General features: G+C 73.2%; 24 protein-coding genes and 1 pseudogene. 11 read left to right on the top strand and 14 right to left on the bottom strand.

Features of this window, described 5'->3' with window-relative positions; genetic code table 11:
* The first annotated feature begins 49 nt into the window (after nucleotides 1–49).
* Both BR98_RS12655 and BR98_RS12650 read left to right on the top strand, forming a co-directional pair.
* On the top strand, nucleotides 50–598 hold the full coding sequence (locus BR98_RS12655; protein ID WP_035844433.1) for a COG4315 family predicted lipoprotein: 549 nt from the start codon (nucleotides 50–52) through the stop codon (nucleotides 596–598).
* Nucleotides 599–637: 39 nt separating this feature from the next.
* Nucleotides 638–1,177, top strand: a complete 540-nt coding sequence (locus BR98_RS12650) for a DUF6529 family protein (RefSeq protein WP_051969708.1) — start codon at nucleotides 638–640, stop codon at nucleotides 1,175–1,177.
* Nucleotides 1,178–1,240: 63 nt separating this feature from the next.
* Here the strand turns inward: BR98_RS12650 and BR98_RS12645 are convergent, their stop codons facing one another.
* The 6 genes from BR98_RS12645 to BR98_RS12625 all read right to left on the bottom strand — a co-directional run bounded on the left by BR98_RS12645 (nucleotide 1,241) and on the right by BR98_RS12625 (nucleotide 5,211).
* Entirely contained in the window at nucleotides 1,241–1,963 is a 723-nt protein-coding gene (locus BR98_RS12645; protein WP_035844431.1) for a zf-HC2 domain-containing protein, read from the bottom strand.
* Nucleotides 1,960–2,520, bottom strand: a complete 561-nt coding sequence (locus BR98_RS12640) for a sigma-70 family RNA polymerase sigma factor (protein ID WP_035844428.1) — start codon at nucleotides 2,518–2,520, stop codon at nucleotides 1,960–1,962. Before BR98_RS12640 ends, BR98_RS12645 begins: the two co-directional genes overlap by 4 nt.
* Before the next feature lie 59 nt (nucleotides 2,521–2,579).
* Nucleotides 2,580–3,530, bottom strand: a complete 951-nt coding sequence (locus tag BR98_RS12635; RefSeq protein ID WP_035851911.1) for a DUF1996 domain-containing protein — start codon at nucleotides 3,528–3,530, stop codon at nucleotides 2,580–2,582.
* 141 nt (nucleotides 3,531–3,671) lie between these two features.
* Nucleotides 3,672–4,052, bottom strand: coding sequence for a hypothetical protein (locus BR98_RS12630; protein ID WP_051969707.1), 381 nt, complete (start codon nucleotides 4,050–4,052; stop codon nucleotides 3,672–3,674).
* Nucleotides 4,049–4,285, bottom strand: coding sequence for a hypothetical protein (locus tag BR98_RS41200; protein WP_232247389.1), 237 nt, complete (start codon nucleotides 4,283–4,285; stop codon nucleotides 4,049–4,051). Before BR98_RS41200 ends, BR98_RS12630 begins: the two co-directional genes overlap by 4 nt.
* 113 nt (nucleotides 4,286–4,398) lie before the next feature.
* The gene (locus BR98_RS12625) at nucleotides 4,399–5,211 is read right to left on the bottom strand and encodes an MBL fold metallo-hydrolase (RefSeq protein ID WP_035844427.1); all 813 of its coding nucleotides are present in this window, start codon (nucleotides 5,209–5,211) and stop codon (nucleotides 4,399–4,401) included.
* Between the two features lie 389 nt (nucleotides 5,212–5,600).
* On the opposite strand from BR98_RS12625, the gene BR98_RS12620 reads away from it, so the two are divergent.
* Both BR98_RS12620 and BR98_RS12615 read left to right on the top strand, forming a co-directional pair.
* Nucleotides 5,601–8,042 carry a SpoIIE family protein phosphatase gene (locus BR98_RS12620; RefSeq protein ID WP_051969706.1) on the top strand — a complete coding sequence of 814 codons (2,442 nt, stop codon included), beginning with the start codon at nucleotides 5,601–5,603 and terminating at the stop codon, nucleotides 8,040–8,042.
* 34 nt (nucleotides 8,043–8,076) lie between these two features.
* Nucleotides 8,077–9,384, top strand: coding sequence for a cytochrome P450 (locus BR98_RS12615; RefSeq protein ID WP_232247388.1), 1,308 nt, complete (start codon nucleotides 8,077–8,079; stop codon nucleotides 9,382–9,384).
* A gap of 32 nt (nucleotides 9,385–9,416) precedes the next feature.
* Here the strand turns inward: BR98_RS12615 and BR98_RS12610 are convergent, their stop codons facing one another.
* Complete coding sequence (locus BR98_RS12610) at nucleotides 9,417–10,265, bottom strand: LysR family transcriptional regulator (protein ID WP_035851900.1); 849 nt, start codon at nucleotides 10,263–10,265, stop codon at nucleotides 9,417–9,419.
* Nucleotides 10,266–10,360: 95 nt separating this feature from the next.
* Between BR98_RS12610 and BR98_RS12605 the strand changes: the two genes are divergently transcribed.
* On the top strand, nucleotides 10,361–11,092 hold the full coding sequence (locus BR98_RS12605) for an SDR family NAD(P)-dependent oxidoreductase (protein ID WP_035844425.1): 732 nt from the start codon (nucleotides 10,361–10,363) through the stop codon (nucleotides 11,090–11,092).
* 11 nt (nucleotides 11,093–11,103) lie between these two features.
* Nucleotides 11,104–11,463 carry an OsmC family protein gene (locus tag BR98_RS41195; protein WP_232247387.1) on the top strand — a complete coding sequence of 120 codons (360 nt, stop codon included), beginning with the start codon at nucleotides 11,104–11,106 and terminating at the stop codon, nucleotides 11,461–11,463.
* A 24-nt stretch (nucleotides 11,464–11,487) separates the two neighbouring features.
* Here the strand turns inward: BR98_RS41195 and BR98_RS12595 are convergent.
* Together BR98_RS12595 and BR98_RS41190 are read right to left on the bottom strand one after the other, a co-directional pair.
* Nucleotides 11,488–12,549 (bottom strand): annotated as a pseudogene (locus tag BR98_RS12595) (aminotransferase-like domain-containing protein); the annotation flags it as partial.
* Entirely contained in the window at nucleotides 12,546–12,710 is a 165-nt protein-coding gene (locus BR98_RS41190; protein ID WP_232247969.1) for a hypothetical protein, read from the bottom strand. The pseudogene BR98_RS12595 and the gene BR98_RS41190, both read right to left, overlap by 4 nt.
* Nucleotides 12,711–12,895: 185 nt before the next feature.
* On the opposite strand from BR98_RS41190, the gene BR98_RS12590 reads away from it, so the two are divergent.
* Nucleotides 12,896–13,333: an SsgA family sporulation/cell division regulator gene (locus BR98_RS12590; RefSeq protein ID WP_051969705.1), complete on the top strand. Its 438-nt coding sequence runs from the start codon at nucleotides 12,896–12,898 to the stop codon at nucleotides 13,331–13,333.
* A 38-nt stretch (nucleotides 13,334–13,371) separates the two neighbouring features.
* Here BR98_RS12590 and surE read toward each other — a convergent pair whose 3' ends face one another.
* The 3 genes from surE to BR98_RS12575 form a co-directional block, all read right to left on the bottom strand.
* Complete coding sequence (gene surE, locus BR98_RS12585) at nucleotides 13,372–14,169, bottom strand: 5'/3'-nucleotidase SurE (RefSeq protein WP_035844423.1); 798 nt, start codon at nucleotides 14,167–14,169, stop codon at nucleotides 13,372–13,374.
* On the bottom strand, nucleotides 14,151–15,128 hold the full coding sequence (locus BR98_RS12580; protein ID WP_035844421.1) for a PfkB family carbohydrate kinase: 978 nt from the start codon (nucleotides 15,126–15,128) through the stop codon (nucleotides 14,151–14,153). The genes surE and BR98_RS12580 overlap by 19 nt, the downstream gene beginning before the upstream one ends.
* Nucleotides 15,129–15,268: 140 nt before the next feature.
* Nucleotides 15,269–16,093, bottom strand: a complete 825-nt coding sequence (locus BR98_RS12575) for a maleylpyruvate isomerase family mycothiol-dependent enzyme (RefSeq protein WP_035844419.1) — start codon at nucleotides 16,091–16,093, stop codon at nucleotides 15,269–15,271.
* 136 nt (nucleotides 16,094–16,229) lie between these two features.
* Here BR98_RS12575 and BR98_RS12570 point away from each other — a divergent pair, with 136 nt between their 5' ends.
* The 3 genes from BR98_RS12570 to BR98_RS12560 all read left to right on the top strand — a co-directional run bounded on the left by BR98_RS12570 (nucleotide 16,230) and on the right by BR98_RS12560 (nucleotide 19,145).
* A complete protein-coding gene (locus BR98_RS12570; RefSeq protein WP_035844418.1) occupies nucleotides 16,230–16,862 on the top strand; it encodes a class I SAM-dependent methyltransferase in 633 nt (210 codons plus the stop codon).
* A gap of 445 nt (nucleotides 16,863–17,307) precedes the next feature.
* Entirely contained in the window at nucleotides 17,308–18,393 is a 1,086-nt protein-coding gene (locus tag BR98_RS12565; protein ID WP_232247386.1) for a globin domain-containing protein, read from the top strand.
* A gap of 8 nt (nucleotides 18,394–18,401) precedes the next feature.
* Complete coding sequence (locus BR98_RS12560; protein WP_083976525.1) at nucleotides 18,402–19,145, top strand: pyridoxamine 5'-phosphate oxidase family protein; 744 nt, start codon at nucleotides 18,402–18,404, stop codon at nucleotides 19,143–19,145.
* A 124-nt stretch (nucleotides 19,146–19,269) separates the two neighbouring features.
* On the opposite strand, the gene BR98_RS12555 is transcribed toward BR98_RS12560, so the two are convergent.
* The gene (locus BR98_RS12555) at nucleotides 19,270–20,232 is read right to left on the bottom strand and encodes an electron transfer flavoprotein subunit alpha/FixB family protein (RefSeq protein WP_035844416.1); all 963 of its coding nucleotides are present in this window, start codon (nucleotides 20,230–20,232) and stop codon (nucleotides 19,270–19,272) included.
* A gap of 49 nt (nucleotides 20,233–20,281) precedes the next feature.
* Nucleotides 20,282–21,067 carry an electron transfer flavoprotein subunit beta/FixA family protein gene (locus tag BR98_RS12550; RefSeq protein WP_035844414.1) on the bottom strand — a complete coding sequence of 262 codons (786 nt, stop codon included), beginning with the start codon at nucleotides 21,065–21,067 and terminating at the stop codon, nucleotides 20,282–20,284.
* Nucleotides 21,068–21,185: 118 nt separating this feature from the next.
* Between BR98_RS12550 and BR98_RS12545 the strand changes: the two genes are divergently transcribed.
* A complete protein-coding gene (locus BR98_RS12545) occupies nucleotides 21,186–21,923 on the top strand; it encodes a TetR family transcriptional regulator (RefSeq protein WP_035844413.1) in 738 nt (245 codons plus the stop codon).
* The last annotated feature ends 38 nt before the right edge of the window (nucleotides 21,924–21,961 follow it).

Genomic DNA, 21,961 nt, shown 5'->3' with positions numbered 1-21,961 from the left:
GGGGCAGGTGTGGGGGAGCACATTCGATCCGCTCACCGGAGGAGCTTCGATGGGACAAGCCCGCCTGGCCGCCACCTCGGTCGCCGCCGTCGCCCTGCTGGTAGCCGTCTGCGGTGGCTGTTCCAGCAGCACGAAGACGTCGACCGCCGCGAGCAGCTCGCCGTCGGCCGCCGCGTCGGCCTCCGGATACGCGACGGGTGGTGCGAGCGCCAGTGCGAGTGTGACGGGCGCCGGCGCCGTCATCTCGGTGGCCGCGGCCGGGAAGTTCCCCGGGATCCTGGTCGACTCCGCCGGCTGGACGCTGTACCTGTTCGAGAAGGACACCTCGGCGACCTCCACCTGCACCGACGCCTGCGCGGCGTCCTGGCCGCCGGTGACCACGACCGACGCACCCACGGCCGGGAGCGGCGCCGACCAGGCGCTGCTGAGCACCAGCGTCCGGCCCGACGGCAGGACCCAGGTCGTCTACAACGGCCACCCGCTGTACCGCTTCACCGGGGACGCGACGAAGGGTGACACCTCGGGCGAGGGGTCGACCGCGTTCGGTGCCAAGTGGTTCGTGGTCGACGCCAAGGGCAACAAGGTCGAGGGCAGCTGAGCAGTGCACCGCGCTGATCCACCCTCCGGGTGGCAACCGTTGGCTCCGCTTCGGGTGGCGCTGTGGGCGCTGCTGCCGATCGCGGTGGCGGCCGGGCTCTACTGGTACGGCCGGGCCCACACCCCCGACTACACCGCCAGCCTGTTCGGGCAGCGGGGCAGCGACGCCAACCAGCTGAAGGCCGAGCTGGGCACCGCCCTGCTCGGCCTGGCGGTGATCCAACTGCTGCTGGCACTGTGGATGTACGGGCGGTTGCCCGCCGTGGGCCCGGCCCCGAAGCCGGTGCGGACCGCGCACCGGGTCACCGGCCTGGTCGCCTTCCTGCTCTCGCTCCCGATCGCCCAGCACTGCCTGGTCGCCTACGGTGCGCAGTTGACCGACAGCCGGGTGGCCCTGCACGCGGTCACCGGCTGCTTCCTGTACGGCGCGTTCGTGGCCAAGGTGATCGTGGTGCGCCACCGCCGGCTGCCCGGTTGGGCCTTGCCGGTGGCGGGCGGCGTGCTGATCTGTGCGATCGCGCTGGTCTGGTACTCGGCCGCCTTCTGGTACTTGAACGGCTATCAGGCACCGGGCTTCTGACGCTACGTCAGGACTGATTCCGGAGGCTCCGCCGGCCGCGGGCCGAGGGAGCCTCCGGAGCGGCTACAGCGGGACCGTCACGAAGGTCTGCCCCGCGTCGTTCACCACCGACACCGAGCTGACCTCGGCGGGCGCGACCAGCGCCGATCCGTCCAGCGAGGTACCGGACTTGGCACCGGCCGGGGAGACCAGCCAGCTGCCCGCGTCGGTGGCCGTCCCGTCCTTGCCGTTGACCACCAGGCGGCAGCGCTGACCGGCGGGGACGCCGGTGACGGCCGCGCTCACCCGCACCCAGCCCGCCGCCGGAGTGACCGTCAGGGTCATCCGGGCGCCCGTCGACTGGTCGGTCGCCGAGGCCGTCCGGGTGCCGGCCGGGGGCGGCGTCACCGACACCGACGGCGCCGGGCCGACCGCGACGGGCGGCGTTGCGGGAGTCGTCGCCCGGCCCAGCAGCACGCCGCCGGTCAGCACGGCCGCGGCCGCGACCACCGCCGCCACGCCGACCAGCGCCCAGCGGCGGCGGTGTTGCGTGCCGCGTTCGCTGCGGGCCTGCCGCAGGGTGCGCTGCAGCAGCAGGTCACCACCCTCGGGCGGCCCGTCCACCAGTAGCTCGGGCGGCACCTCGCCCAACGCTCGTTCCAGATCCTGCAATTCGGCCACCTCCTGCCGGCAGGGCGGGCAGTCGAGCAGGTGCCGCTCGACCGACGCCAGGTCCGCCGCCTCCAACGCGCCGAGGACGTAGGCGCCGAGGAGCCCCGCGCTCTGCTGGTGCTGCTCGGTGTTCATACCGCTGCCTCCTTCAACGTCCCAGCCCGCCCGGTGTACGACTGCTTCAGCGCCCGCAGCGCGTAATGTGCACGGGACTTGACCGTCCCCGCCGGTATCCCCAACTGCTCGGCCGTCTCGGCGACCGACAACCGTTGGAAGTAGATCGACCGCAGCACCGCGCGATGGTCGGCGGACAGCTGGTCCAGCGCCTCCGTCATCACCAGCGACTCCACCACGGTGTCCGCGTGGTCGTGCGCCACCGGCACGGTGGCCAGCTCCTCCGACACCTCGGCGACCTCGGCCGGCCGCGCCGCCCGGGCCCGGAACCGGTCGGTGATCAGGTTGCGTTCCACCGTCAGCAGCCAACCACGGACCGAGCCTCGGTTGTTGGTCAGTACATCGGGGTTGCGCCAGGCGCGGATCAGGGTCTCCTGAACCACGTCCTCGGCCGCCGCCCGGTCACCGGTCAACCGGACGGCATAGGCGAGCAGCGCGCCGCCGTGCTGCTCGTACAGCGTCCGGATCAACGCCTCGTCGGCTGCGCCCTGCCGGGCGCTGGATCGGGTTCCTGCCATCCGCCCCACTCCTCCGTCGTGATGTGCCACGCTCAGCACGTCCGGCACGGGCGATGGGTTCAACCGGATTCCCGGCAGTTGCGGTTCTGGTTCAGGCAGGCGACCACGGACGCCATCCGACTGTCGGTCATCACGTCGATGAACACCCCGTGGTCGGTGGTCGGGTCGTGCTGCTGCTCGGGGAAGGCGTCCAGTGCGAACGCCCGGCCCGGCGGCGGCCGGTAGCCGACGGTCACCCGCAGGTGCGGGATCGCGAAGGTGTCGCGCGGGCAGACGCCCGAGGGGCCGGGGAACACCGCCTGGGTGCGGTGGTCCGAACTGTCCGTGCTGCGCCCGTCCCAGCAGCTCGGGAAGTCCAGGGTGCGGGTGAGCAGGCTGCTGCCGGGGCAGAGCGGGTAGCGGGTGGTCGCCCGGTCCGGGAACCCGCTGCAGCCCCACCGCGCATGGCCCTGGGCGCCGCCGTCGGTGCCCGCCGTCGGGTCGCCCTCCAGCAGTCGCAGGAAGCGCGGCATCGGGACGACCTGGCTCCACGGGTTGCCGAGGAACTCGACGGAGACCGACTCGGGGTCGAGGATCTCACCGCTGTTGCCGTGCTCGTCGTCCTGGCTGTCCGGTGAGGCGCCGCGGTCGGTGCGGCGCAGCACCGGCCAGTAGTAGCTGGAGAGATCGCCGCCGACACAGCTGGTCCCGGCGGCGGCCAGGGTCTGGTCGGTGGACAGCGCGTTGGTGGACAGGTTGCCCACGTAGTCGTGCACGTGGTGGGCGCCGCCGACGTTGCCCGGTGAGATCACCACGTTGTCGGTGTTGCGGTGCTGCTGCTGGTTGCGCCCGCAGTCCTCGGTGTACGAGCCGGTGGACGCGTCCGGGCCGGGCGGTCCGGTCGGCGGCTCGGCGCCGACCTCGGTGATCCGGACGTAGTCCGGGGAGCCCGGCGGCTTCGGCCACAGGTGCACCGTCAGGAGGCCGAGCGCCAGCACCACGCAGAGCAGGGTGCCGACGGGTAGCGCCATGCCCTCGAGCGGACGGCGGTCGCGACCTGGGTTCACCGCGACAGTCTCTCCAGCTCACCGCCGTGGCGGCAAGTCCGCCCCGGCCTGCGGGGCGGGGCCGACGGCCGGGCGATCGAGCGGCCGGCCGTCGGTGGCCGATCGTCAGTACCCGCTCGAGTAGCCGCCGTTCTGCGAGGCGCTGGCGGAGGCGCTCGGGGCCGGCGCCTGCCCGGCGCCCTGCGCCTTCTTGCCCTCGGGCGTGCTGGCGAACCAGGTGCCGCCCACGCCCTGCCCGTTGAGCTGGCCGGCCGCGCTGTCCCCGGCGAAGCGGTACAGCGGCCAGCCGTTCAGGGTCAGCTGCTTGGTCCCGTCGGGCCGGGTCACGCTGCCGACCAGGGCCGAACTGACGCCCTCGAGGTCGACCTTGTCCTGCACGGTGGCCGGCGGCCACTTCGCGGCGCAGGCGTCGGTGCAGTTGGTGGCGGAGGGCTTGTTGGTGTCCTTGTCGAAGCGGTACAGGGTGCGTCCGGCGGAGTCGGTCACGATCGGGCCCAGCTTGGTGGAGTCGACGGCGACGAGCTTGGCGGCGCCGGCCGCGCCCGCCGCACCGGCGGCGGGGCTCGACGCGGGGCCGCCGCACTGCCGGCCGGGGCGGCAGCCGCAGGCGCGGCGGGCGCGGCGGACGGGCTCGTGGTGGTGCCGCAGGCGGTGGCGGCGAGTGCGATCGCGGTGAGGCCGGCAGCGAGGATCAGGCGGCGACCGTTGGTCTTGGGCATGGCGAACTCCCCCTGGATACAGGTGAATTGGTGTGAGGTCCGCGAGCGCTCAGGTCGCTCGCACCCTCAACACGGAACTGCCCGGAGGGGGGTTCAACGCCTCGAGAACTTTTTCAGCGGCCGCCCGCTGCGGGCTCGAAGCCGGCCAGCATCTGCTCCAGCGCCGCCTGGTCCGGTCCGAGGAAGGGGGAGCGGCCGGCCGCCGAACTCAGCGTGTCGATCATCGGTCCGGTGATCCCCGGAGCCGACGGCAGGTGGGTGGAGAGGACGAGCTCCGGTTCCCGGTCCCGCAGCGTCCCGAAGGAGGCGCGGAACCGTCGCTCGTCCACGTTCTCCAACCAGGGACTGTCCACGCTCGCCCAGAGCAGCTGCGCCGCCCGCAGATCCTCGGGGTCGAGCGCCCGGACGTCGGTGGCCTGCGCCAGCTCCGCACTGGGCATCGGACCACCGAAGCAGTCCGAGCTGAAGCAGACCCCGGTGGAGTCGTCGAAGAAGCCGACCGTGGCCGGGTTGTCGAACAGCGGCGGCCGGAACCCGGTGAGGGTGCGGTCGCCGACGTCCAGCGACTGCCCCGGGTTGAGCAGGTACACCCGGTCCAGCGGCAACTGCCGCTCGCAGGACATGATTCCGACGCCGATGAACGTGGTCACGACGCGGGCCCGCGGCGCCGCCGCCAGCAGGTCGAAGATGCCGCCGGTGTGGTCCCGGTCCGGGTGGGTGAGCCAGATCCAGCGCACGTCGGCGGGCTCCAGCACCGAACCGAGCGTCTCCAGGAAGTTCCGGTCCGGCAGCCCCAGTCCGGTGTCGACGACGACCGGCTCGGCGGCCCCCAGAACGAAGGCGTTGACGGGAATGTGCCCGATGCCGGGCACCTCGAGACTGTCGCTCAGGACGCTGACGTCCGTTCGGACCTTGTGCACCGGCATGGCGGAACTCCCTGGCCCCCGGGGGTGACGATCGCGCACGGCCTACCGTCCATCCTCGGCCCTGGTCCGCGCCGCCGCCATCGCCGAGCACGTCGGGCCCCGGTTGACACCCCTGGCGGCCGGGGATAGAGAGGGAGAGTGCGCGAGGGCGTACCGGCGGACCCCATCGGGTCGCGACCGGGCAGCGGTACCAGGGCGAAGCGCACCGGGCCCGAGCCGGGCAGCGCCCGCCATGCCGCCCGCGCAGCCGCGCCGCCGACGCCCCCGCACCCGAGCCGGACGGACCCGCGCCGGAGGCCGTCGAGCCCGCCGAACTCCGCGACGAGCCCCGTGAGTCCCACGACGAGCCTCGTGAGTCCCACGACGAGCCTCGTGAGTCCCGCGACGAACTGCTCGCTGCCGCAGTTCGCAAGGCCGTCCAGTCCAGCGATTCGTACGGCTGCCTGATCTACCTGCGCTCCCGGGACCGCCGCGCGCTGCAGCTCAGCGCCGTCGCCGGCGTCCCCGTCTCGCTGGTCGGAGCCTTCCAACGGGTGTCCGCCGGCAGTGCGCTGCCGGGCGCTGTCGCCTACCGGACCGGACGCACGGTCGCGCTCAGCGGCCCCGAGGAGACCATGCGCCGCTTCCCGCAGCTCCTGGTCGGCCTGCCCTACGCCTTCGCCTCCCTCTATGTACCGATCAGTAGCGGGTCGGAGAGCTACGGCGTGCTCTGCGCGCTCTGGCCCGCCTCCGCGCACGGCATGGTGCCCAGCGCCCGGCGTCACCTGCGCACTCTGGCCAACCGGCTGGGCGCCGCACTCGCCGCGTTGGCCGAGAGCGGCGAGCAGGTCGAGTCCGACGACAGCCCGGCCATCGTCGAACTGCCGGCGCCGCCCGGGCCGATGGCCGCCATCGGCCTGTTCGAGTGGAATCTCAGCACCGACCTGCTCACCGCCGACGAGCGGGCCGGCGCGCTGCTCGGGCTCTCCCCGCAGGCCCTGGTCGCCACGTCCGCAGAGCTCGGCCGCCGGCTCCACCCCGGCGACCTCGCCACCCTGCGGGTCGCCGCGTCCACCCTGCGCACCGACCCGAACGGCGGCGGTGAACCACTCGCGCTGCGGCTGCGGTTCACCGAGGAGGACGGGCGCACCCGTACCGTCCAGCTGTGGGCCCGCGCCCTCGCCGCCAACCCCCGTCAGCTGGTCGGGGCGGTGCTCGACGCCTCCTGGGGCGAGGCCGCGGCCGCCGCCATCGAGCGGCTGCGCCACGGCGTCTTCTCGCTCGACCCGGACGGCTGGATCACCTGCGTCAACCGGGCCACCGAGATGATGCTCGGCGTCACCCGCGCCGACCTGCTCGGCCGCCACCCCTGGGAGGCGCTGCCCTGGCTCGCCGATCCGACCTACGAGGACCGCTACCGGGCGGCGATGCTCTCCCAACAGCCCACCTCGTTCCTGGCCTGCCGCCCGCCGGAGAACTGGCTGGCCTTCTCGCTCTACCCCGACGCCCACGGGGTGACCGGCACGGTGGTCCCCGCCGCCGCCCCCGAGCACGGCCCCGCGCGCGGGCCCACTGCCGCCGGGCACTCGCCGCCCGGCCCGCCCGTCCCGCTGCAGGGCCCGCCGGCCGGTCTGCAGACGTCCGTGCCGGCCGGCCCCGGCTCGATGTACCACCTGATGCAGCTGGCCAGCCTGCTCACCCAGGCGGTCACCGTGCGCGAGGTGTGCGAGACGGTGGCCGAACAGATCCTGCCGGCCTTCGGCGGCCAGCAGCTGGCGATCTACGTGGTCCGCGACAACCGGCTCCACCTGTCCTTTCAGTCCGGCTACCCCGACGGCTTCCTCGACCGCTTCGAAGGCACCCCCATGCGGGCCCGGCTGCCCGGGGTCGAGGCGCTCAGCACCGGCTCGCCGATCTTCTTCGAGTCGGTCGACGAGCTGGCCGCCGCCTACCCCGGGATCGCGCTGGACGAGCGGTCCGCCTGGGCCTTCCTGCCGCTGATCGCCTCCGGCCGCCCGGTCGGCAGCTGCATCCTCGGCTTCGAGGAGTCCCGACCGTTCACTCCCGAGGAACGCGGTGTGCTGACCGCGCTCGGCGGCCTGATCGCCCAGGCCCTGGAGCGGGCCCGCCTGTACGACACCGAGTTCGCGCTCGCCCGCGGCCTCCAGCACGCGCTGCTGCCCAACCGGCTCCCCGAGCCGCCCGGGCTGTCCATCGCCGCCCGCTACCTGCCCGGCACCAGCGGCATGGAGATCGGCGGCGACTGGTACGACGCGATCGTCACCGGGGACGGGGTGAGCCTGGTGATCGGCGACGTCGAGGGCCACAGCGTGGCCGCGGCCGCCACCATGGGCCAACTGCGCAGCGTCGTCCGTGCGTTCGCGACCATCCAGGCGGGCCCGGAGGAGGTGCTGGCGCGCACCAACCACCTGCTGGCCGAACTCGACCCCGGACTGCTGGCCAGCTGCCTGCTGATCCAGCTGGACCCGGCCGCCGGCCGCGCCCGCGCCGCCCGCGCCGGACACCTCCCGCCACTGCTGCGCCATCCCGACGGCCGCACCGAGGTGCTGGAGCTGCCCGGCGGCCCGCTGCTCGGGGTCGACCCCGCCGCCGAGTTCCCCTGCAGTACCCTCACCCTGCCGGCCGGTTCGGTCCTCGCCCTCTACACCGACGGCCTGGTCGAAGAGCCCGGCGCCGGCATCGACCAGGGCATCGACCGCCTCCGCAGCGCCCTCGCCCACGCCGACCCCGCCTCGCTCGAATCCCTCGCCGACCGCCTGGTCACCCCCGCCCGCCGCTCCACCCACCGCGCCGACGACGTAGCCCTGCTACTCACCCGCCGCGAGAGGTAGGCACTGGTGTGGTGTCGGCGTACGGTCGGTGGTCGTGATCCTCGATCAGACGCGGGTGAACCGGATCTTCCTGCCCGAGACATACGCCGACGGTGTGCCGTACGAGCTGCTGCAGGAGCTGCGGGCCTCGTCGCCGGTGTGCTGGGTGGAGGAACCGGCGGTGGGGGCGTGGCCGGCCGGGCCGGGGTACTGGGCGGTGCTGCGGCACGCGGACGTGAAGCACGTGCTGCGGACACCGGAGGTGTTCTCCTCGCAGCTGGGCGCGACCCAGATCCGTGACCCCGACACCGCGGCCGACCTGGACTTCGCCCGCACGATGATGCTCAACCAGGATCCGCCGGAGCACTCGCGGCTGCGCCGGATCGTGGCGGCCGCGTTCACGCCGCGGGCGTTGGGGGAGTTGGCCGCGGCGATCGAGAGGTGTGCCCGGGAGCAGGTCGATTCGGTGCGAGGGTTGGGCAGGGCGGACTTCGTTCAGCTGGCGGCGGACCTGCCGGTGCGCACGTTGGCCTGGATTCTGGGGGTGCCGGAGCAGGACCGGCAGTTGCTGGCGGACTGGTCGAATCGGGTGATCGGGTACCAGGACGCGGACTACGCCGACTCCCGTACCGTGGACCCGTCCCGTCTCACCGAACTCGGCCGCACCGCGCTCGCCGCCCGCCCCGCCACCCGCACGACCCCGGACGGCCGCCCGGTCAACCCCCGCTCCAGGGCCGCCCTGGCCGACATGTTCGCCTACGCCCACGGTCTCGCGGCCGACCCCCTGCCGGGCAGCCTGCTCTCCCGGATGCGCGAGGGCGGCCTGAGCACCGAGGAGTTCGAGACCGCGTTCTTCCTGTTCGCGATCGCCGGCAACGAGACCGTGCGCAACGGCCTCCCGGGTGGGCTGTACACGCTGCTCAGCCACCCGGACCAGTACCGGTTGCTGGTGCGGCGGCCCGAGTTGCTCGCCTCGGCCGTCGAGGAGATGCTGCGGTTCTGGCCGCCCGTGGTCGATTTCCGCCGTACTGCCACGCAGGACGTCGAACTGGCCGACGTCCGGATCCGGCGCGGTCAGAAGGTGGTCGTCTACCACGGCTCCGCCAACCGCGACGAGACCGTCTTCCCGGACCCGGACCGCTTCGACATCACCCGGACACCCAATGACCACGTCAGCTTCGGTTACGGCCCGCACTTCTGCCTGGGCGCCCAACTGGCCCGGATGCAGCTGAAGGCGATGATCCGGACCATGCTGGAGCTGCCCGAACTGGCCCTGTCCAGCGACGGTCCGCCGGCCCGGCTGGTGTCCAACTTCCAGAACGGGTTGAAGAGCTTGCCGCTGTGTTGGCAGAGCTGCTCCTGACCGGTGCATCGGGGCTGTCCGTGGTCAACTCGCTAGAGGCGGGTCGCAGTTCGGACGAGGTCGGCGACGGCTCTGGATCGGCTGTGCGGTGGCCAGGCGATCACGGTGGTGACGGTCGGCGCGTCCAGCACGGGTACGGCGGCGAGGTCACCGTGCAGTTGGGCTCGGCACGACTCCGGCGAGACCGCGCAGGCCCGGCCGAGCGCGACGAGCTGCAACAACTGCGCGTGGTCGCGGACTTGGGGGCCGGGGCCGGGAGGGTAGCTGCCGTCGGGGTCGGGCCAGCGTGGCAGGGGCAGGCCCGGGAGATCGGTGATGTCGGCCATCCGCACATGGGCCCGGGTGGTGAGCGGATGCCCGGCCGGCAGGACCACCACCTGGCCCTCCGTGCTGAGTTCCTCGGTGTGGAACCCGGCCGTCGAGTCGAACGGCCGGTGCAGCAGCGCCACGTCGGCCCGGCCCTCGCGCAGGAGTCGTTGCTGCTCGGCCGGGCCGCACAGGATGACCTCGATGGGGACCGCGCCGGGTTCGGCGGCGTACGCGTCGAGCAGTTTCGCCAGCAGTTCGCGGGACGCGCTGGCTTTCGTGACCAGCGCCAGGCCGGGCCGGCCGGTCGCGGAGAGGGCGGCGCGGCGGGTCCGGCGCTCGGCAGCGTCGACCGCGTCGAGGGCCGCTCGGCCCTCGACCAACAGCACCGAGCCGGCCTCGGTCAGCGTGACGCTGCGGCTGGTCCGATCCAGCAGCGCTGCCCCGAGCCGGCGTTCGAGCCGCTGGATCGCCCGTGACAGCGGCGGCTGCGCGATCCCGAGTCGCAGTGCGGCGCGCCCGAAGTGCAACTCTTCGGCGACAGCGACGAAATATCGCAGTTCCCGGGTCTCCATCCGGCCACGGTACTCCGGATCCATACCCGGACGGTATCGCTGCCCACCTGATCGGTCTTGGACCCCCTGCCAGGCCCAGAGGCAGCATGGTGCCCATGAGCGAACGAACGATTGCGCTGGTCACCGGCGCGAACAAGGGAATTGGCTACGAGATCGCCGCAGGCCTGGGCGCCCTCGGCTGGAGCGTCGGAGTCGGCGCCCGCGACGATCAGCGCCGTGAGGCCGCGGTGGAGCGGCTGCGCGCGGTCGGCGTCGACGCGTTCGGCGTACCGCTGGACGTCACCGACGACGCGAGCGCGACCGCCGCCGCACGGCTGATCGAGGAACAGGCCGGGCGCCTCGACGTGCTGGTCAACAACGCCGCCATCGCCGGCGGCGCGCCCCAGGAGCCCACCCGGGTCGACCCCGCCACCATCCGCACGGTCGTGGAGACCAACGTGATCGGCGTCATCCGCGTCACCAATGCGATGATGCCGCTGCTGCGCCGCTCCGCCGCACCGCGGATCGTGAACATGTCCAGCAGTGTCGGCTCGCTCACCCGGCAGGCGGGACCCGCCGCCGAGCTGACGACGGGTCCGGTGGCCGTGGCGTACGCGCCGTCGAAGACGTTCCTGAACGCCGTCACCCTCCAGTACGCCCGGGAGCTGCGCGGCACGAACATCCTGATCAACGCCGGCTGCCCCGGCTACGTCGCGACCGACCTCAACGGCTTCCGCGGCGTGCGCACCCCGGAACAGGGCGCGGCGATCGCCATCAAGCTCGCGACCCTGCCCGAGGACGGCCCGACCGGCCAGTTCTTCGAGGACGCCGGCGAAGTGCCCTGGTGAGGTGACCGGCGGTGCTGATCCGCGGGGGTGCGCGGCCGGGGCCCACCGCCTCGGGCCGCGTTGCCTGGCACTGGCGCGTCGGGCGCACCGGAGAGGTCCGCGCCTCCGACGGGGTGCTCGACGAACTCCTCGCGGTCCCCAAGGAGATGGGCGGGCCCGGCGGCGACAGGACCAACCCCGAGCAGCTCGTCGCCGCCGGCTACGCCTCCGGCTTCCACAACGGGCTGCGCCTGATAGGAGGTCAGCAGAAGGTGAAGCTGGGCGAGTCGACCGTCAGGTCCACGGTGAGCCTGATCGCCCTGGACAACGGGGGCTTCTCCCTGAAGGTCGCACTGGCGGCACACCTGCCCGGGCTCGAAGCGACAGTCTGAGCCGGGGGCTGACGCGGTGTGCAGCTACGCCCGGGCGAGGCGCTCGATGCCCTCGGTGACCTGGGACGGGCTGTCGGTGCAGGCGTAGCTGAGTCGCAGGCGCGGGGCCGGGGCCTCGGCGGCGAAGTACGGGCGGCCGGCGGTGACGGCGACACCGGCCCGCAGCGCGGCCGCTGCGAGCGCGGATTCGTCGGTACCGTCGGGGAGCCTGAGCCACAGGTGGTAGCCGCCGTACGGGACGTGCGGTTCGGGCAGACCGGGCAGACCGGGCAGACCGGGCAGTCCGCGCCGCAGCGCGGTGACGGCCGCGTGCCGTCGGTCCCGCAGCGCGGCGGCGAGTTCGCGCAGCTGGCGGGCCCAGGCCGGGGAACCGACCAGTTCCAGTGCGGTCTCCTGGAGTGGACGTGGCACGAAGAAGCTGTCCACCGCCTGGACGGCGCGCAGGCGTTCCAGCGCCGGGCCGCGCGCGGTCAGGGCCGCGACCCTTAGGCTCGGGGAGGCCGCCTTGGTGAGTGAACGGACGTGCACCACCACGCCATCCGGGTCGTCGGCCGCCAGCGGCGCCGGCAGGGCGGGGGCGTCGGCGTGGACCAGCCGGCGGGCGAAGTCGTCCTCCACGACGAAGGCTCCGGCGGCGCGGGCGATCCGCAGCACCTCGCGGCGGCGCTCGGGGGAGAGCACGGCGCCGGTCGGGTTCTGGAACAGCGGTTGGCAGACGAACGCGCGGGCCCGGGTGGCGGCGAAGGCGTCGGCCAGCAGCTCGGTCCGGACGCCGTCGCGGCCCACCGGTACCGGGACGGGCCGCAGTCCGGCCGCCCGGGCGACCGCCAAGGTGCCCGGGTAGGAGGGGGATTCGACCAGCACGGGCGCGCCGGGCGCGACCAGGGAGCGCAGCGCCGTGGTGAGCACGCTCTGCCCACCCGCCGTGATCAGGACGTCCGAGGCGGTCAGGTCCCCGCCGATGTCCCGGGCGAACCAGGCGCGCAGTTCGGTCAAGCCCTCGACCGGCGGTCGCCCCCAGGCCCCGGGGCGGCGCCCGGTCCGGGCGAGCGCGTCTCGGCGGGCAGGTAGGAGGTCACCACTCAGGACAGGTGGGAAGCGCTGCCGGGATCGGAGACAATGGTGGGCAGCGCGGTGCCGACGATGGTCCGGTCGGGGGCGGCGAGCAGCATGCCGAGGATGATGGTGCCGAGGACGATGTTGCGCCGGCGCAGATCGAGGACGGGCGGCGCGGCCTGCGCAGTCACGGCGGGGGTGCTCATTAGGCAGGCTCACATCGGCCGAGCCCGGGCGTGAGCCGGTACCGCTGTAACGGTGAGTCAGTTCCGGGCCGGCTGGGGACCGGTCGATCGGACAGGTTTGAGATTCGCCAGGGCGGGCAAGAGCGGGCCCACATGGCAGCGATGGCGTGGTCGGCACGAGGAGGCGCCTGATGAGCGGCAACAGTTCGGAGGTGACGGCCCAGGTTGAACTGGACCTGTTGGTGCCGGGGCTGGACGACCGGATCTGCCTGCTCTCCACCTGGGCCTACGACGCCCGTGACCCGCTGGCCGTGCACGTCGACTTCATGCTGCCGTTCGGTGGGACCCAGCGCTGGACCTTCGCCCGTGAGCTGCTCACCGAGGGCCTGGACGTACCGGCCGGCGGCGGCGACGTGCTGATCGAGCCGGAGGAGGACCACGACCACGTGCTGGTGCTGCTGCGCGGCACCAACGGCTCAGCCGTGCTGCGGGCCGAGGAGCACCCGCTGCGCGAGTTCCTGGACCGCAGCTACGCCAGCGTCCCGTCCGGCAGTGAGCGCTGCGCGGACGAGCTGGAGCGCTGGCTGGACGAGTTCGTGACCGGGGAGCCGCCCGAAGACCGGCTGTGAGACGGCTCAGCTCGGGCCCGGGCCGGTCGGCGCCGCGCTCAGCTCCGGCCCAGGCCGGCCAGCGCGGCACGCAGCTCCGGCCCGCCGGGCGCCCCGGAGACGGCGGTCAGCACGCTCAGCGAGGCGTAGCCGTGCGCCAGCAGGTCGGCGTCGGTGCGCGGCTCGGCGCCGGGGTCGGCCGTCGGCCCGTTCTCGCTCAGGCTCACCCGGACGAATCCCCGGCCCCGCTCGGTGACCGTGGTCTGCACGGTGCCGAACGGCGCGAGCTCGGCGCCGCGCACGCCCTTGAGCTGATCCAGCGGCCGGTTCGGCACGTTCAGGTTGAAGAGGGTGCCCGCCGGGGCCGACAGCAGCAGCGGCAGGATCCACGCCGTGACCTCCTCGGCGGCCGACCAGTGCGGCGGTGAGCCGAGGTCCAGCGAGACCGCCAGCGCCCGGCACCCGTCGTGGACGGCGGTCAGCGCCGCGCCGACCGTGCCCGAGTGCAGCACCGCCCGGCCGGTGTTGGCGCCGCGGTTGATGCCGGAGAGCAGCAGGTCCGGCGGCGAGCCGAAGGCGCCCTGACCGGCGATCAGCGCGATGAAGCCGGGCAGGGCCTGCACGGCGTGCGCGGGAACGTCGTCCAGCCCGGTCAGCCGCCGGTCCTCGACCGGGATCCGGCCGTGCTCCTCGACGGCGCCCAGCGCGGCGCTGCTGCCGCTGGACTCCTGGGCCGGCGCGGCCACCACCACCTGCTCGGCGATCCGGCGGGCGGCCAGCGCCAGGTGGCGAAGGCCGGGGGAGTCGATGCCGTCGTCGTTGGTGACCAGCACCCGGGTCAGTCCGTGCGACACCATGAGGCCAGCTCCTCCCGGCTCAGCCGCACCCGTCGCTCCGGCTGGTCCGTGGTGTACGGGCGCAGCTCGATGTCCCGGGCCAGCCGCTCGACCGCCCCGCGCAGTCGCTGCACCGCCTCGCGGCCGCCGCCGGGCGCGTGCGGGACGGCGTTCAGGGCCCTGGTCGCGGCGCCGAGGCGCAGTGCCGCGCCGATGTCCGCGCCGCGCAGCAGGCCGGCCGCGACACCGGCGGTCATCGACTCCTGGCCGATCGGTGGATCGGCCGGTGCCAGTGGTTCGGCGCGCAGCTCCAGCAGCTCCGAGCCGATCAGTGCGAGGGCGGTCGCGGCCCCCCGGGTGACCAGCACGTTGCGCGCGCCGCGGGCGCGCAGCTGCTGCATCGCGGTTGCCATCGAGCCGGCTGCCCGGTCGGGCAGTTCGGCCTCGTCGAGCTTGACCAGGTACGCACCCCCCTCGGCGGCCGCTGCGAGCCGGGGACCGGCGAGGTCGGCCAGCACCCGGCGGCCGTTGGCCGTCAGGTCGGCGGTCAGCCGGTAGTAGAAGTCCGAGGGCGCCGGCTCGGGTCGGCCCGGCTCCGGTTCGCTCAGCAGGGCGAGTTCGGCGCCGAGCCCGGTGACCAGCGCAAGGTTGTGCAGTTCGTCCAGGTCGTGCCCGGAGGGCGCGGCGGTCGGTGCCTCGGCGACCGTCAGCTGCTCGGCCGGGCGCCGGTCCTCGATCCGCACCCCGTTGCGGAAGGTGCCGCGCACCGGGCGCAGCGCGATGCCTTCGGCCCGCAGCAGGCGGCGCAGCACCAGGCCGCTCTCCCCGCCGAAGCCGCCGCAGAGCACCACCCGGTGGCCGAGCGCGGTGAGCATCCGTGCCTGGCGGACGCCCTGCCCGTCGGCATGCAGGTGCACATCGGGATCCTCGCCGCGCTGCTCCACGGTGACTGCCAGTACTGGAGCGGGTGCGAAGACCATCGCGTACTCCGAGGTCACATCGCGGGACTTACCCGGTCACCGGCCGGGTACACCCGGGCCGCGGCCGCCCGTTGCGCGGGTGGTGGTCCGGCGCACGTGCCGCGCGGGGTCCGGTCCGCGCCCGCCGCCGGTCCTGAGGCTCAGGGAGCGCGGAAGTAGCCGGGGAAGCTCGGCGCCAGCCAGGGCTTGCGTCCCCAGGAGAGGATCTTGCCACGGCTGATCGCCTGCAGCGGTGTGCAGCGGCCCAGCGCCATCAGGAAGAAGGTGACCGGCTCGGTGATGATCGTGCAGTCCGGGCGGTCCGGCGGATCCTGACTGACCGTCACCACCCCGTCGGCGAGGGCGACCCCGAACCGCGCGCCGCCCCGCAGGCCGATCGCGAAGCTCGCCCGGCGCCCGGCGGTGGCGGCGGGGTCCGCCACCCGGGGCATCGCGGTGAGCAGGAACGGCAGCGACAGCTCGACCCGGCGCCGGTCGATCATGTGCGGCCGCTTCAGGGCCCGGGCCAGGTCGTAGCCGTGCCCCAACTGGTGGGTCAGCAGGTAGCAGGTCAGGGTGCCCAGGTCCATCGGCCCCAGCGGGGTCACCACCGGCTCCTCGGCGGACCGCCCGACCAGCGCCTGCGCGAACTCACGGGTGTGCCGCACGATCTCGTCGGCCAGCACGGTCGGCTCGCGCTCCGGGTAGGCGGCCAGCGACTCCTCGTTGGCCGCCGCCAGCCCGCCGGGCGTCCCGTCCCCGTACGGTCGCGCCGCCCCGCGGGCCAGGTCCGCCATCAGCAGGTTCGCCAGCGCCAGGTGCGCCGCCGCCTCGCCCGCCGACCAGGCGGCTCCGGGTATCCGCGCCGTCGCGTCCGGATTCGACCGCAGCAGCTCGGCGATGTCCTCGGCGGTGGCGACGGTCGCCTCGATCAGCTGCGTGCTCACCCCGGCCGGAGCGGGGGCGGGGGCGGGGGAGTCGGTCATGGGGAGGAGCCTGGACCACGGCGCAGCGGCTGTCCAGAGGCGCCGGCATGTTGCCGGACCAGCAACTTTTCTTGGCGTCCGCCCGAGTCTGCCGGAGGCTGCGGGTATGACGAACTCTGTCCAAGGAGAGGGCCGGATGACCAACAGCGAGGTCGAGGAGTTCTGGGAAGGGCACTACCAGCAGCGCGACCGGATCTGGAGCGGACGGGCCAACGCCGTACTGGTCGACGTGGCCGGACCGCTCACGCCCGGCAGCGCGCTCGACCTGGGGTGCGGGGAGGGCGGTGACGCCGTCTGGCTCGCCGGGCGCGGCTGGCGGGTGACCGCCGTCGACGTCTCCGGCACCGCGCTGCGCCGGGCCGCCACCGGTGCGGCCGAGGCCGGCGTGCAGGAACGCATCGACTTCCAGCAGCTCGACCTGGCCACCGCCTTCCCGGCCGGCCGGTTCGACCTGGTCTCCGCCCAGTTCCTGCAGTCACCGGTCGAGCTCCCGCGCGAGCGCGTGCTGAGCCGGGCCGCGCAGGCGGTGGCGCCCGGCGGCCTGCTGCTGGTGGTCGAGCACGGCGCCTTCCCGCCGTGGTCCCGCCACGCCCATGCGCACGCGCACACGCACTTCCCGACCCCGCAGGAGACCTTCGACGCCCTCGACCTGCCGCAGGGGCTGTGGCGCACCGAGCGGTTGGCCTCCGCCGAGCGCCAGGCCACGGGCCCCGACGGGCAGCAGGCCGTGCTCACCGACAACGTGATCGCGCTGCGCCGGGTGACCTGAACCCCGCCCAGGCCAAAGCCGGGTGCCCGCAGAACATTCTCGGAATGACCATAAGCGGCTTTGTTCTCGCCTCGGGTGTTCGGTTCGGGAGCCCGACCGACAGGGCTCCTACCTGCAGCTTTGGAGCGATAAGACGTTCTGTGATAAGTGCCCGGCGGCTCCTGGGAAATGGAGCCGCCGGGCGGCTCTTTCCGCTTTCACAAACGATTCACGCAACCCTGCTTGCGACGGTGCGGGTGACTGTGGGCATGATCTGAGCCATTCATGCCACACCATCGCGGCTCCTTGGGGGAGGAGTGCTGGACAGGAGAGCCACACCGTGAAGTTCCGCGCCAAACGCTCTGCCGGAGGCGCCCTTGCGCCATCGACACCGGAGAGCGAATGGCTGCCACCGGCTGCAGCGCCACAGCCGGACAGCGCACTGATCCGGGCCAGCCTCGCGGTGGTGGAACCGTACGCGGCCGATCTCCCGGTCTTCTTCTACGCGACCCTGTTCAACCGCTACCCGCAGGTCCGCGAGCTCTTCCCACCGGACATGGACGTCCAGCACGACCGGCTGCTGCGCGCCCTGCTGATGATCGTCGAGCTGGTCGACGACCCCGAGAACCTGGTCCGGTTCTGCTCCCACCTGGGCCGTGACCACCGCAAGTTCGGCACCCTGAGCGCGCACTACGACGCCGTCGGGGAGTGCCTGCTGGCCACCCTGGCGCACTTCGCGGGCGCCGCCTGGACACCGGAGATCGCCGCCGCCTGGACCCGCGCCTACACCACGGTGGCCGAGGTGATGGACGGCGCCGCCATGGCCGACGCCGCACTGCGCCCGGCCACCTGGGAGGCCAGGATCGTGGACCACCGCCTGCACGGCCAGGACCTCGCCGAGATCACCGTCCGGACCACCCAGCCGTACCCGTTCACCGGCGGACAGTACGTCAGCATGGAGACCCCCTGGTCGCCGAAGGTCTGGCGGTACTACTCGCCCGCCAACGCCCCGCGCCAGGACGGCACCATCACCTTCCACGTCCGGGCGGTCACCGGCGGCCGGATCAGCAACGCGCTGGTCCGCCGCGCCGAGGTCGGCGACCAACTGCGACTCGGCGCACCGCAGGGCGACATGGTGCTCGACCCGGCCTCGCCCCGCGATGTCGTCTGCGTGGCCGGCGGCACCGGTCTCGCGCCGATCCGCGCGCTGATCGAGCAGGCCGCCCTGGACGGTGTACGCCGCCAGGTGGACGTCTTCCTCGGCGCCCGCACCGCCCAGGAGCTGTTCGGACTGGACGACCTGCTGCGGTTGTCCAAGCGGTACCGCTGGCTCACCGTCCGCGCGGCCGTCGCCGACGAGGACGTCCGGGACGGCGCCGGCCAGCTGACCAGCATCCTGGCGCAGGCCGGCCCTTGGCAGCGGCACGACGCCTACCTCAGCGGCCCCGCACCGATGATCGTCAGCGCCGGCCGGGTACTCCTGCGCGGCGGAATCCCGCTGCACCGGATCCACCACGACCCGTTCGTGTCGCTCGAAGACCCCACCTCCTGAGGAACGCCGTGACCCAGCCCTCCCTCCGCTTCGGTTCGGCCGGCGAGCACCAGCTGCAGCTCGAGTTCGGCACCGCCGAGCGTGCCGCGGACTTCTACGATCGCCAGGTCCGTCCGCAACTGACGCTCCAGATGCGTGAGTTCATCGCCCGTCAGACCATGGTCTTCCTCTCCACCGCGGACGCCGACGGCGCCTGCGACGCCAGCTTCCGGGCCGGACCGCCCGGATTCGTCCAGGTCCTCGACGACCACACCCTCGCCTACCCCGAGTACAAGGGCAACGGGGTGCTGGCCAGCGCCGGGAACATCAGCGAGAACCCCCATCTCGGCCTGCTCTTCCTGGACTTCTCCCACGACCACATCGGCCTGCACGTCAACGGCACCGCCCACCTGCGCCCCGACAGCTCGCTGCGCAGCGCCCATCCGGAGCTGCCGTTCGAGACCGCGCCGGGGCGCCGGGTCGAGTTCTGGATCCACCTGTCGGTGGACGAGGCCTACATCCACTGCTCCAAGCACATACCGCACCTCGTGCCGGCCCCGCGGAGCCGCCCGCAGACCGAACGGCCCAAGGACGCCGACTACTTCACCGGCGAGCCGGTCGCCCGCCGCGCGCCGGCCGCCCTGGAGACCCCCGAGGAGCCGCAGTCGGCCGCTCGGCCCAGCTGGTCCGCGGCACCGACCGGCGCGGGGAGCCGGCGAAGCTGGCGGTGGGGCACCCGCCGCCGGAGCAGCTCGACCAGGGGCCGCGGCTAGAGGCTGAGGCCGCTGGCCGCAGCCAGGGGCTGGGGCCGGACGGGCCTCAGGGCCACCGACCGCACAGCAGTGAGGGACCGACCCCACCAAGGGGTCGGTCCCTCACTGCTGTGCGGAGAGCTGCCTACTTCCGGCCGGTGGCCTCGGTGGTGAGCTGGGGGAGGACGTCGAAGAGGTCGCCGACGACGCCGTAGTCGACGAGGTCGAAGATCGGCGCCTCGTCGTCCTTGTTGATCGCGACGATGGTCTTGGAGGTCTGCATGCCGGCCCGGTGCTGGATCGCACCGGAGATGCCCGCGGCGATGTACAGCTGCGGGGAGACCTGCTTGCCGGTCTGGCCGACCTGGTTGCTGTGCGGGTACCAGCCCGCGTCGACCGCGGCGCGCGAGGCACCCACCGCCGCGCCCAGCGCGTCGGCCAGCTCCTCGACCACCGAGAAGCCCTCCGCCGCACCCACACCACGACCGCCCGAGACCACGATCGCGGCCTCGGTCAGCTCCGGACGGCCGGTCGACACCCGCGGGGTGCGGGCGGTGACCGTTGCCGCGTTCCCGCCGAACACCACGCTCACGTTCTCCACCGCACCGGCCGCCGGGGCCGGCTCGGGGGCCGCCGCGTTGGGCTTGACGGTGATCACCGGCGCGCCCTTGGTCACCTTCGACCTGACCTGGAACGAGGCCGCGAACACCGACTGCGTCGCGACCGCGGTGCCGTCGGTGTCGGCCTCCAGGTCCACGGCGTCGGTGATCACGCCCGAGCCCAGGCGCAGCGCGGTGCGGGCGGCGACCTCCTTGCCCTCGCCGGAGGAGGTGACCAGCACCGCCACCGCGCCCGACGACCGGGCGATCTGGGTCAGCGCGTCGACCTTGGGCACGACGAGCAGGTCGGTGAACTCGGGCGCGTCGGCGACGTAGACCTTCGCGGCGCCGTACTCGCCGGCCTTGGCGGCGATCGCGGCCGCGTGGTCGCCGGCGCCCAGCACCACCGCGGCGGGGGTGCCCAGGCGGCGGGCCAGGGTGAGCAGTTCGAGCGCGGGCTTGCGCACCGCGCCGTCGGCGTGGTCGACCAGGACGAGGATCTCGCTCATGACGTTCGTTCTCCTAACAGCGGATCAGGGGCGGCGGATCAGGGGCGGCTTAGATGAACTTCTGCTCGGCGAGGAAGCCGGCCAGCTGCTTGCCGCCCTCGCCCTCGTCCTTGACGATCGTGCCCTTGGTCCGCGCGGGACGCTCGGTCACGGTCTCGACCGCCGTCCACGCGCCCGCCAGACCCACGCTCTCGGCGTCGATGCCCAGGTCGTCCAGGTCCCACTCGACGACCGGCTTCTTCTTCGCCGCCATGATCCCCTTGAACGAGGGGTAACGGGCCTCACCGGACTGGTCGGTCACCGACACCACCGCCGGCAGCGCCGCCTCGACCTGCTCGGTCGCCGTGTCCCCGTCCCGACGACCGCGCACGGTGCCGTCCTCGACCGACACCTCCGACAGCAGCGTGGCCTGCGGCAGGCCCAGCCGCTCGGCCAGCAGCGCCGGCAGCACGCCCATGGTGCCGTCGGTGGACGCCATCCCGCACACCACCAGGTCGAAACCGGTCTTCTCCAGCGCCTTGGCGATCACCGCGGAGGTCGCGATCACGTCCGAGCCGTGGATGTCGTCGTCATTGACGTGCACACCCTTGTCCGCACCCATCGACAGGGCCTTCTTCAACGCGTCACGCGCGTCGTCCCCACCAACGGTCAACACGGTCACCTCCGCGTCCCCGGAAGCCTCCGCGATCCGCAGCGCCTGCTCGACGCCGTACTCGTCGAGCTCCGACAGGAGGCCGTCCACGGCATCCCGATCGGTGGTGGTGTCGTCCGCGAAGCGACGGTCACCAGTCGCATCGGGCACGTACTTCACACAGACAACGATCCTCAAGCTCACGGCCTGTCTCCTGTACTGGTCTCGTCCAAGTGGGCCCAGTCGCACCATAAGGGTACTGAGTGCCATTTGCAAAGGCACTCAGTACCCTCGGCCCGTTTTCGGTGGTAGCGTCCGCAGCATGAGCCAGCAGCGCGCCAGCAATCAGGACCGCGAACCCGCAGGCCGGACCGGTGCCGCAAAGCCGCCGATGCGCGACGCGCTGGTGGCGGCGGCGCTGCGACTCTTCGCCGAGCGGGGCTTCGAGCAGACCACCATTGACGACATCGTCACCCTCGCCGGGGTCGGCCGCCGCTCGTTCTTCCGGTACTTCCCGTCCAAGGAGTCGGTGGTCTTCCCGGACCACGACGGCTGCCTGGCCGAGATGAACGCCTTCCTCGCCGACCCCGCCGGGGCTGCCGAGGACCCGGTCGAACGCGCCTGCGCGGCGGCCCGGCAGGTGCTGCGGATGTACGCCGCCGACCCGGTCTTCTCGGTGCGCCGCTACCAGCTCACCCGGGTGGTCCCGGCCCTGCGGGCGCACGAGCTCTCGGTGGTCTGGCGCTACGAGCGCGCCCTCGCCGACTTCCTGCGCATCCGGTTCGCCGCTCGGCCGGACGGGCGACTGCGCGCCGACGTGGTCGCGGCGGCCGTGGTCGCCGCCCACAACAACGCGCTGCGCTCCTGGCTGCGCTCCGGCGCCGACCACGACCCCGAGGCGAGCGTGGACGAGGCGCTCGCCTACGTGGTCGCCGGCTGGGGTGACCAGCCCGCTTCGGGCGGTGCGGCCGAGGAGGAGGTCGTGGTCCTGGTCGCGCGGCGCGGGACACCGATGTGGCGGGTGGTGGACGAGATCCAGGTGGCCCTGGAATCCGGGTGACCAGCGAGGGCACTCAGTGCCTTGTGCGCTGGCACTGA

Source organism: Kitasatospora azatica KCTC 9699 (assembly GCF_000744785.1).
Lineage (GTDB): Bacteria > Actinomycetota > Actinomycetes > Streptomycetales > Streptomycetaceae > Kitasatospora > Kitasatospora azatica.
This window is presented reverse-complemented; position numbering and strand designations above follow the sequence as displayed.

Bases quoted from the DNA above. Each gene is read 5' to 3' on its own strand.
- BR98_RS12655 (WP_035844433.1), top strand. From the start codon at position 50: ATGGGACAAGCCCGCCTGGCCGCCACCTCGGTCGCCGCCGTCGCCCTG.
- BR98_RS12570 (WP_035844418.1), top strand. From the start codon at position 16,230: ATGACCAACAGCGAGGTCGAGGAGTTCTGGGAAGGGCACTACCAGCAG.
- BR98_RS12590 (WP_051969705.1), top strand. From the start codon at position 12,896: ATGAGCGGCAACAGTTCGGAGGTGACGGCCCAGGTTGAACTGGACCTG.
- BR98_RS12605 (WP_035844425.1), top strand. From the start codon at position 10,361: ATGAGCGAACGAACGATTGCGCTGGTCACCGGCGCGAACAAGGGAATT.
- BR98_RS12580 (WP_035844421.1), bottom strand. From the start codon at position 15,128: ATGGTCTTCGCACCCGCTCCAGTACTGGCAGTCACCGTGGAGCAGCGC.
- BR98_RS41200 (WP_232247389.1), bottom strand. From the start codon at position 4,285: ATGCCCAAGACCAACGGTCGCCGCCTGATCCTCGCTGCCGGCCTCACC.
- BR98_RS12640 (WP_035844428.1), bottom strand. From the start codon at position 2,520: ATGGCAGGAACCCGATCCAGCGCCCGGCAGGGCGCAGCCGACGAGGCG.
- BR98_RS12545 (WP_035844413.1), top strand. From the start codon at position 21,186: ATGAGCCAGCAGCGCGCCAGCAATCAGGACCGCGAACCCGCAGGCCGG.
- BR98_RS12625 (WP_035844427.1), bottom strand. From the start codon at position 5,211: ATGCCGGTGCACAAGGTCCGAACGGACGTCAGCGTCCTGAGCGACAGT.
- surE (WP_035844423.1), bottom strand. From the start codon at position 14,169: ATGGTGTCGCACGGACTGACCCGGGTGCTGGTCACCAACGACGACGGC.
- BR98_RS12575 (WP_035844419.1), bottom strand. From the start codon at position 16,093: ATGACCGACTCCCCCGCCCCCGCCCCCGCTCCGGCCGGGGTGAGCACG.
- BR98_RS12645 (WP_035844431.1), bottom strand. From the start codon at position 1,963: ATGAACACCGAGCAGCACCAGCAGAGCGCGGGGCTCCTCGGCGCCTAC.
- BR98_RS12610 (WP_035851900.1), bottom strand. From the start codon at position 10,265: ATGGAGACCCGGGAACTGCGATATTTCGTCGCTGTCGCCGAAGAGTTG.
- BR98_RS12635 (WP_035851911.1), bottom strand. From the start codon at position 3,530: ATGGCGCTACCCGTCGGCACCCTGCTCTGCGTGGTGCTGGCGCTCGGC.
- BR98_RS12555 (WP_035844416.1), bottom strand. From the start codon at position 20,232: ATGAGCGAGATCCTCGTCCTGGTCGACCACGCCGACGGCGCGGTGCGC.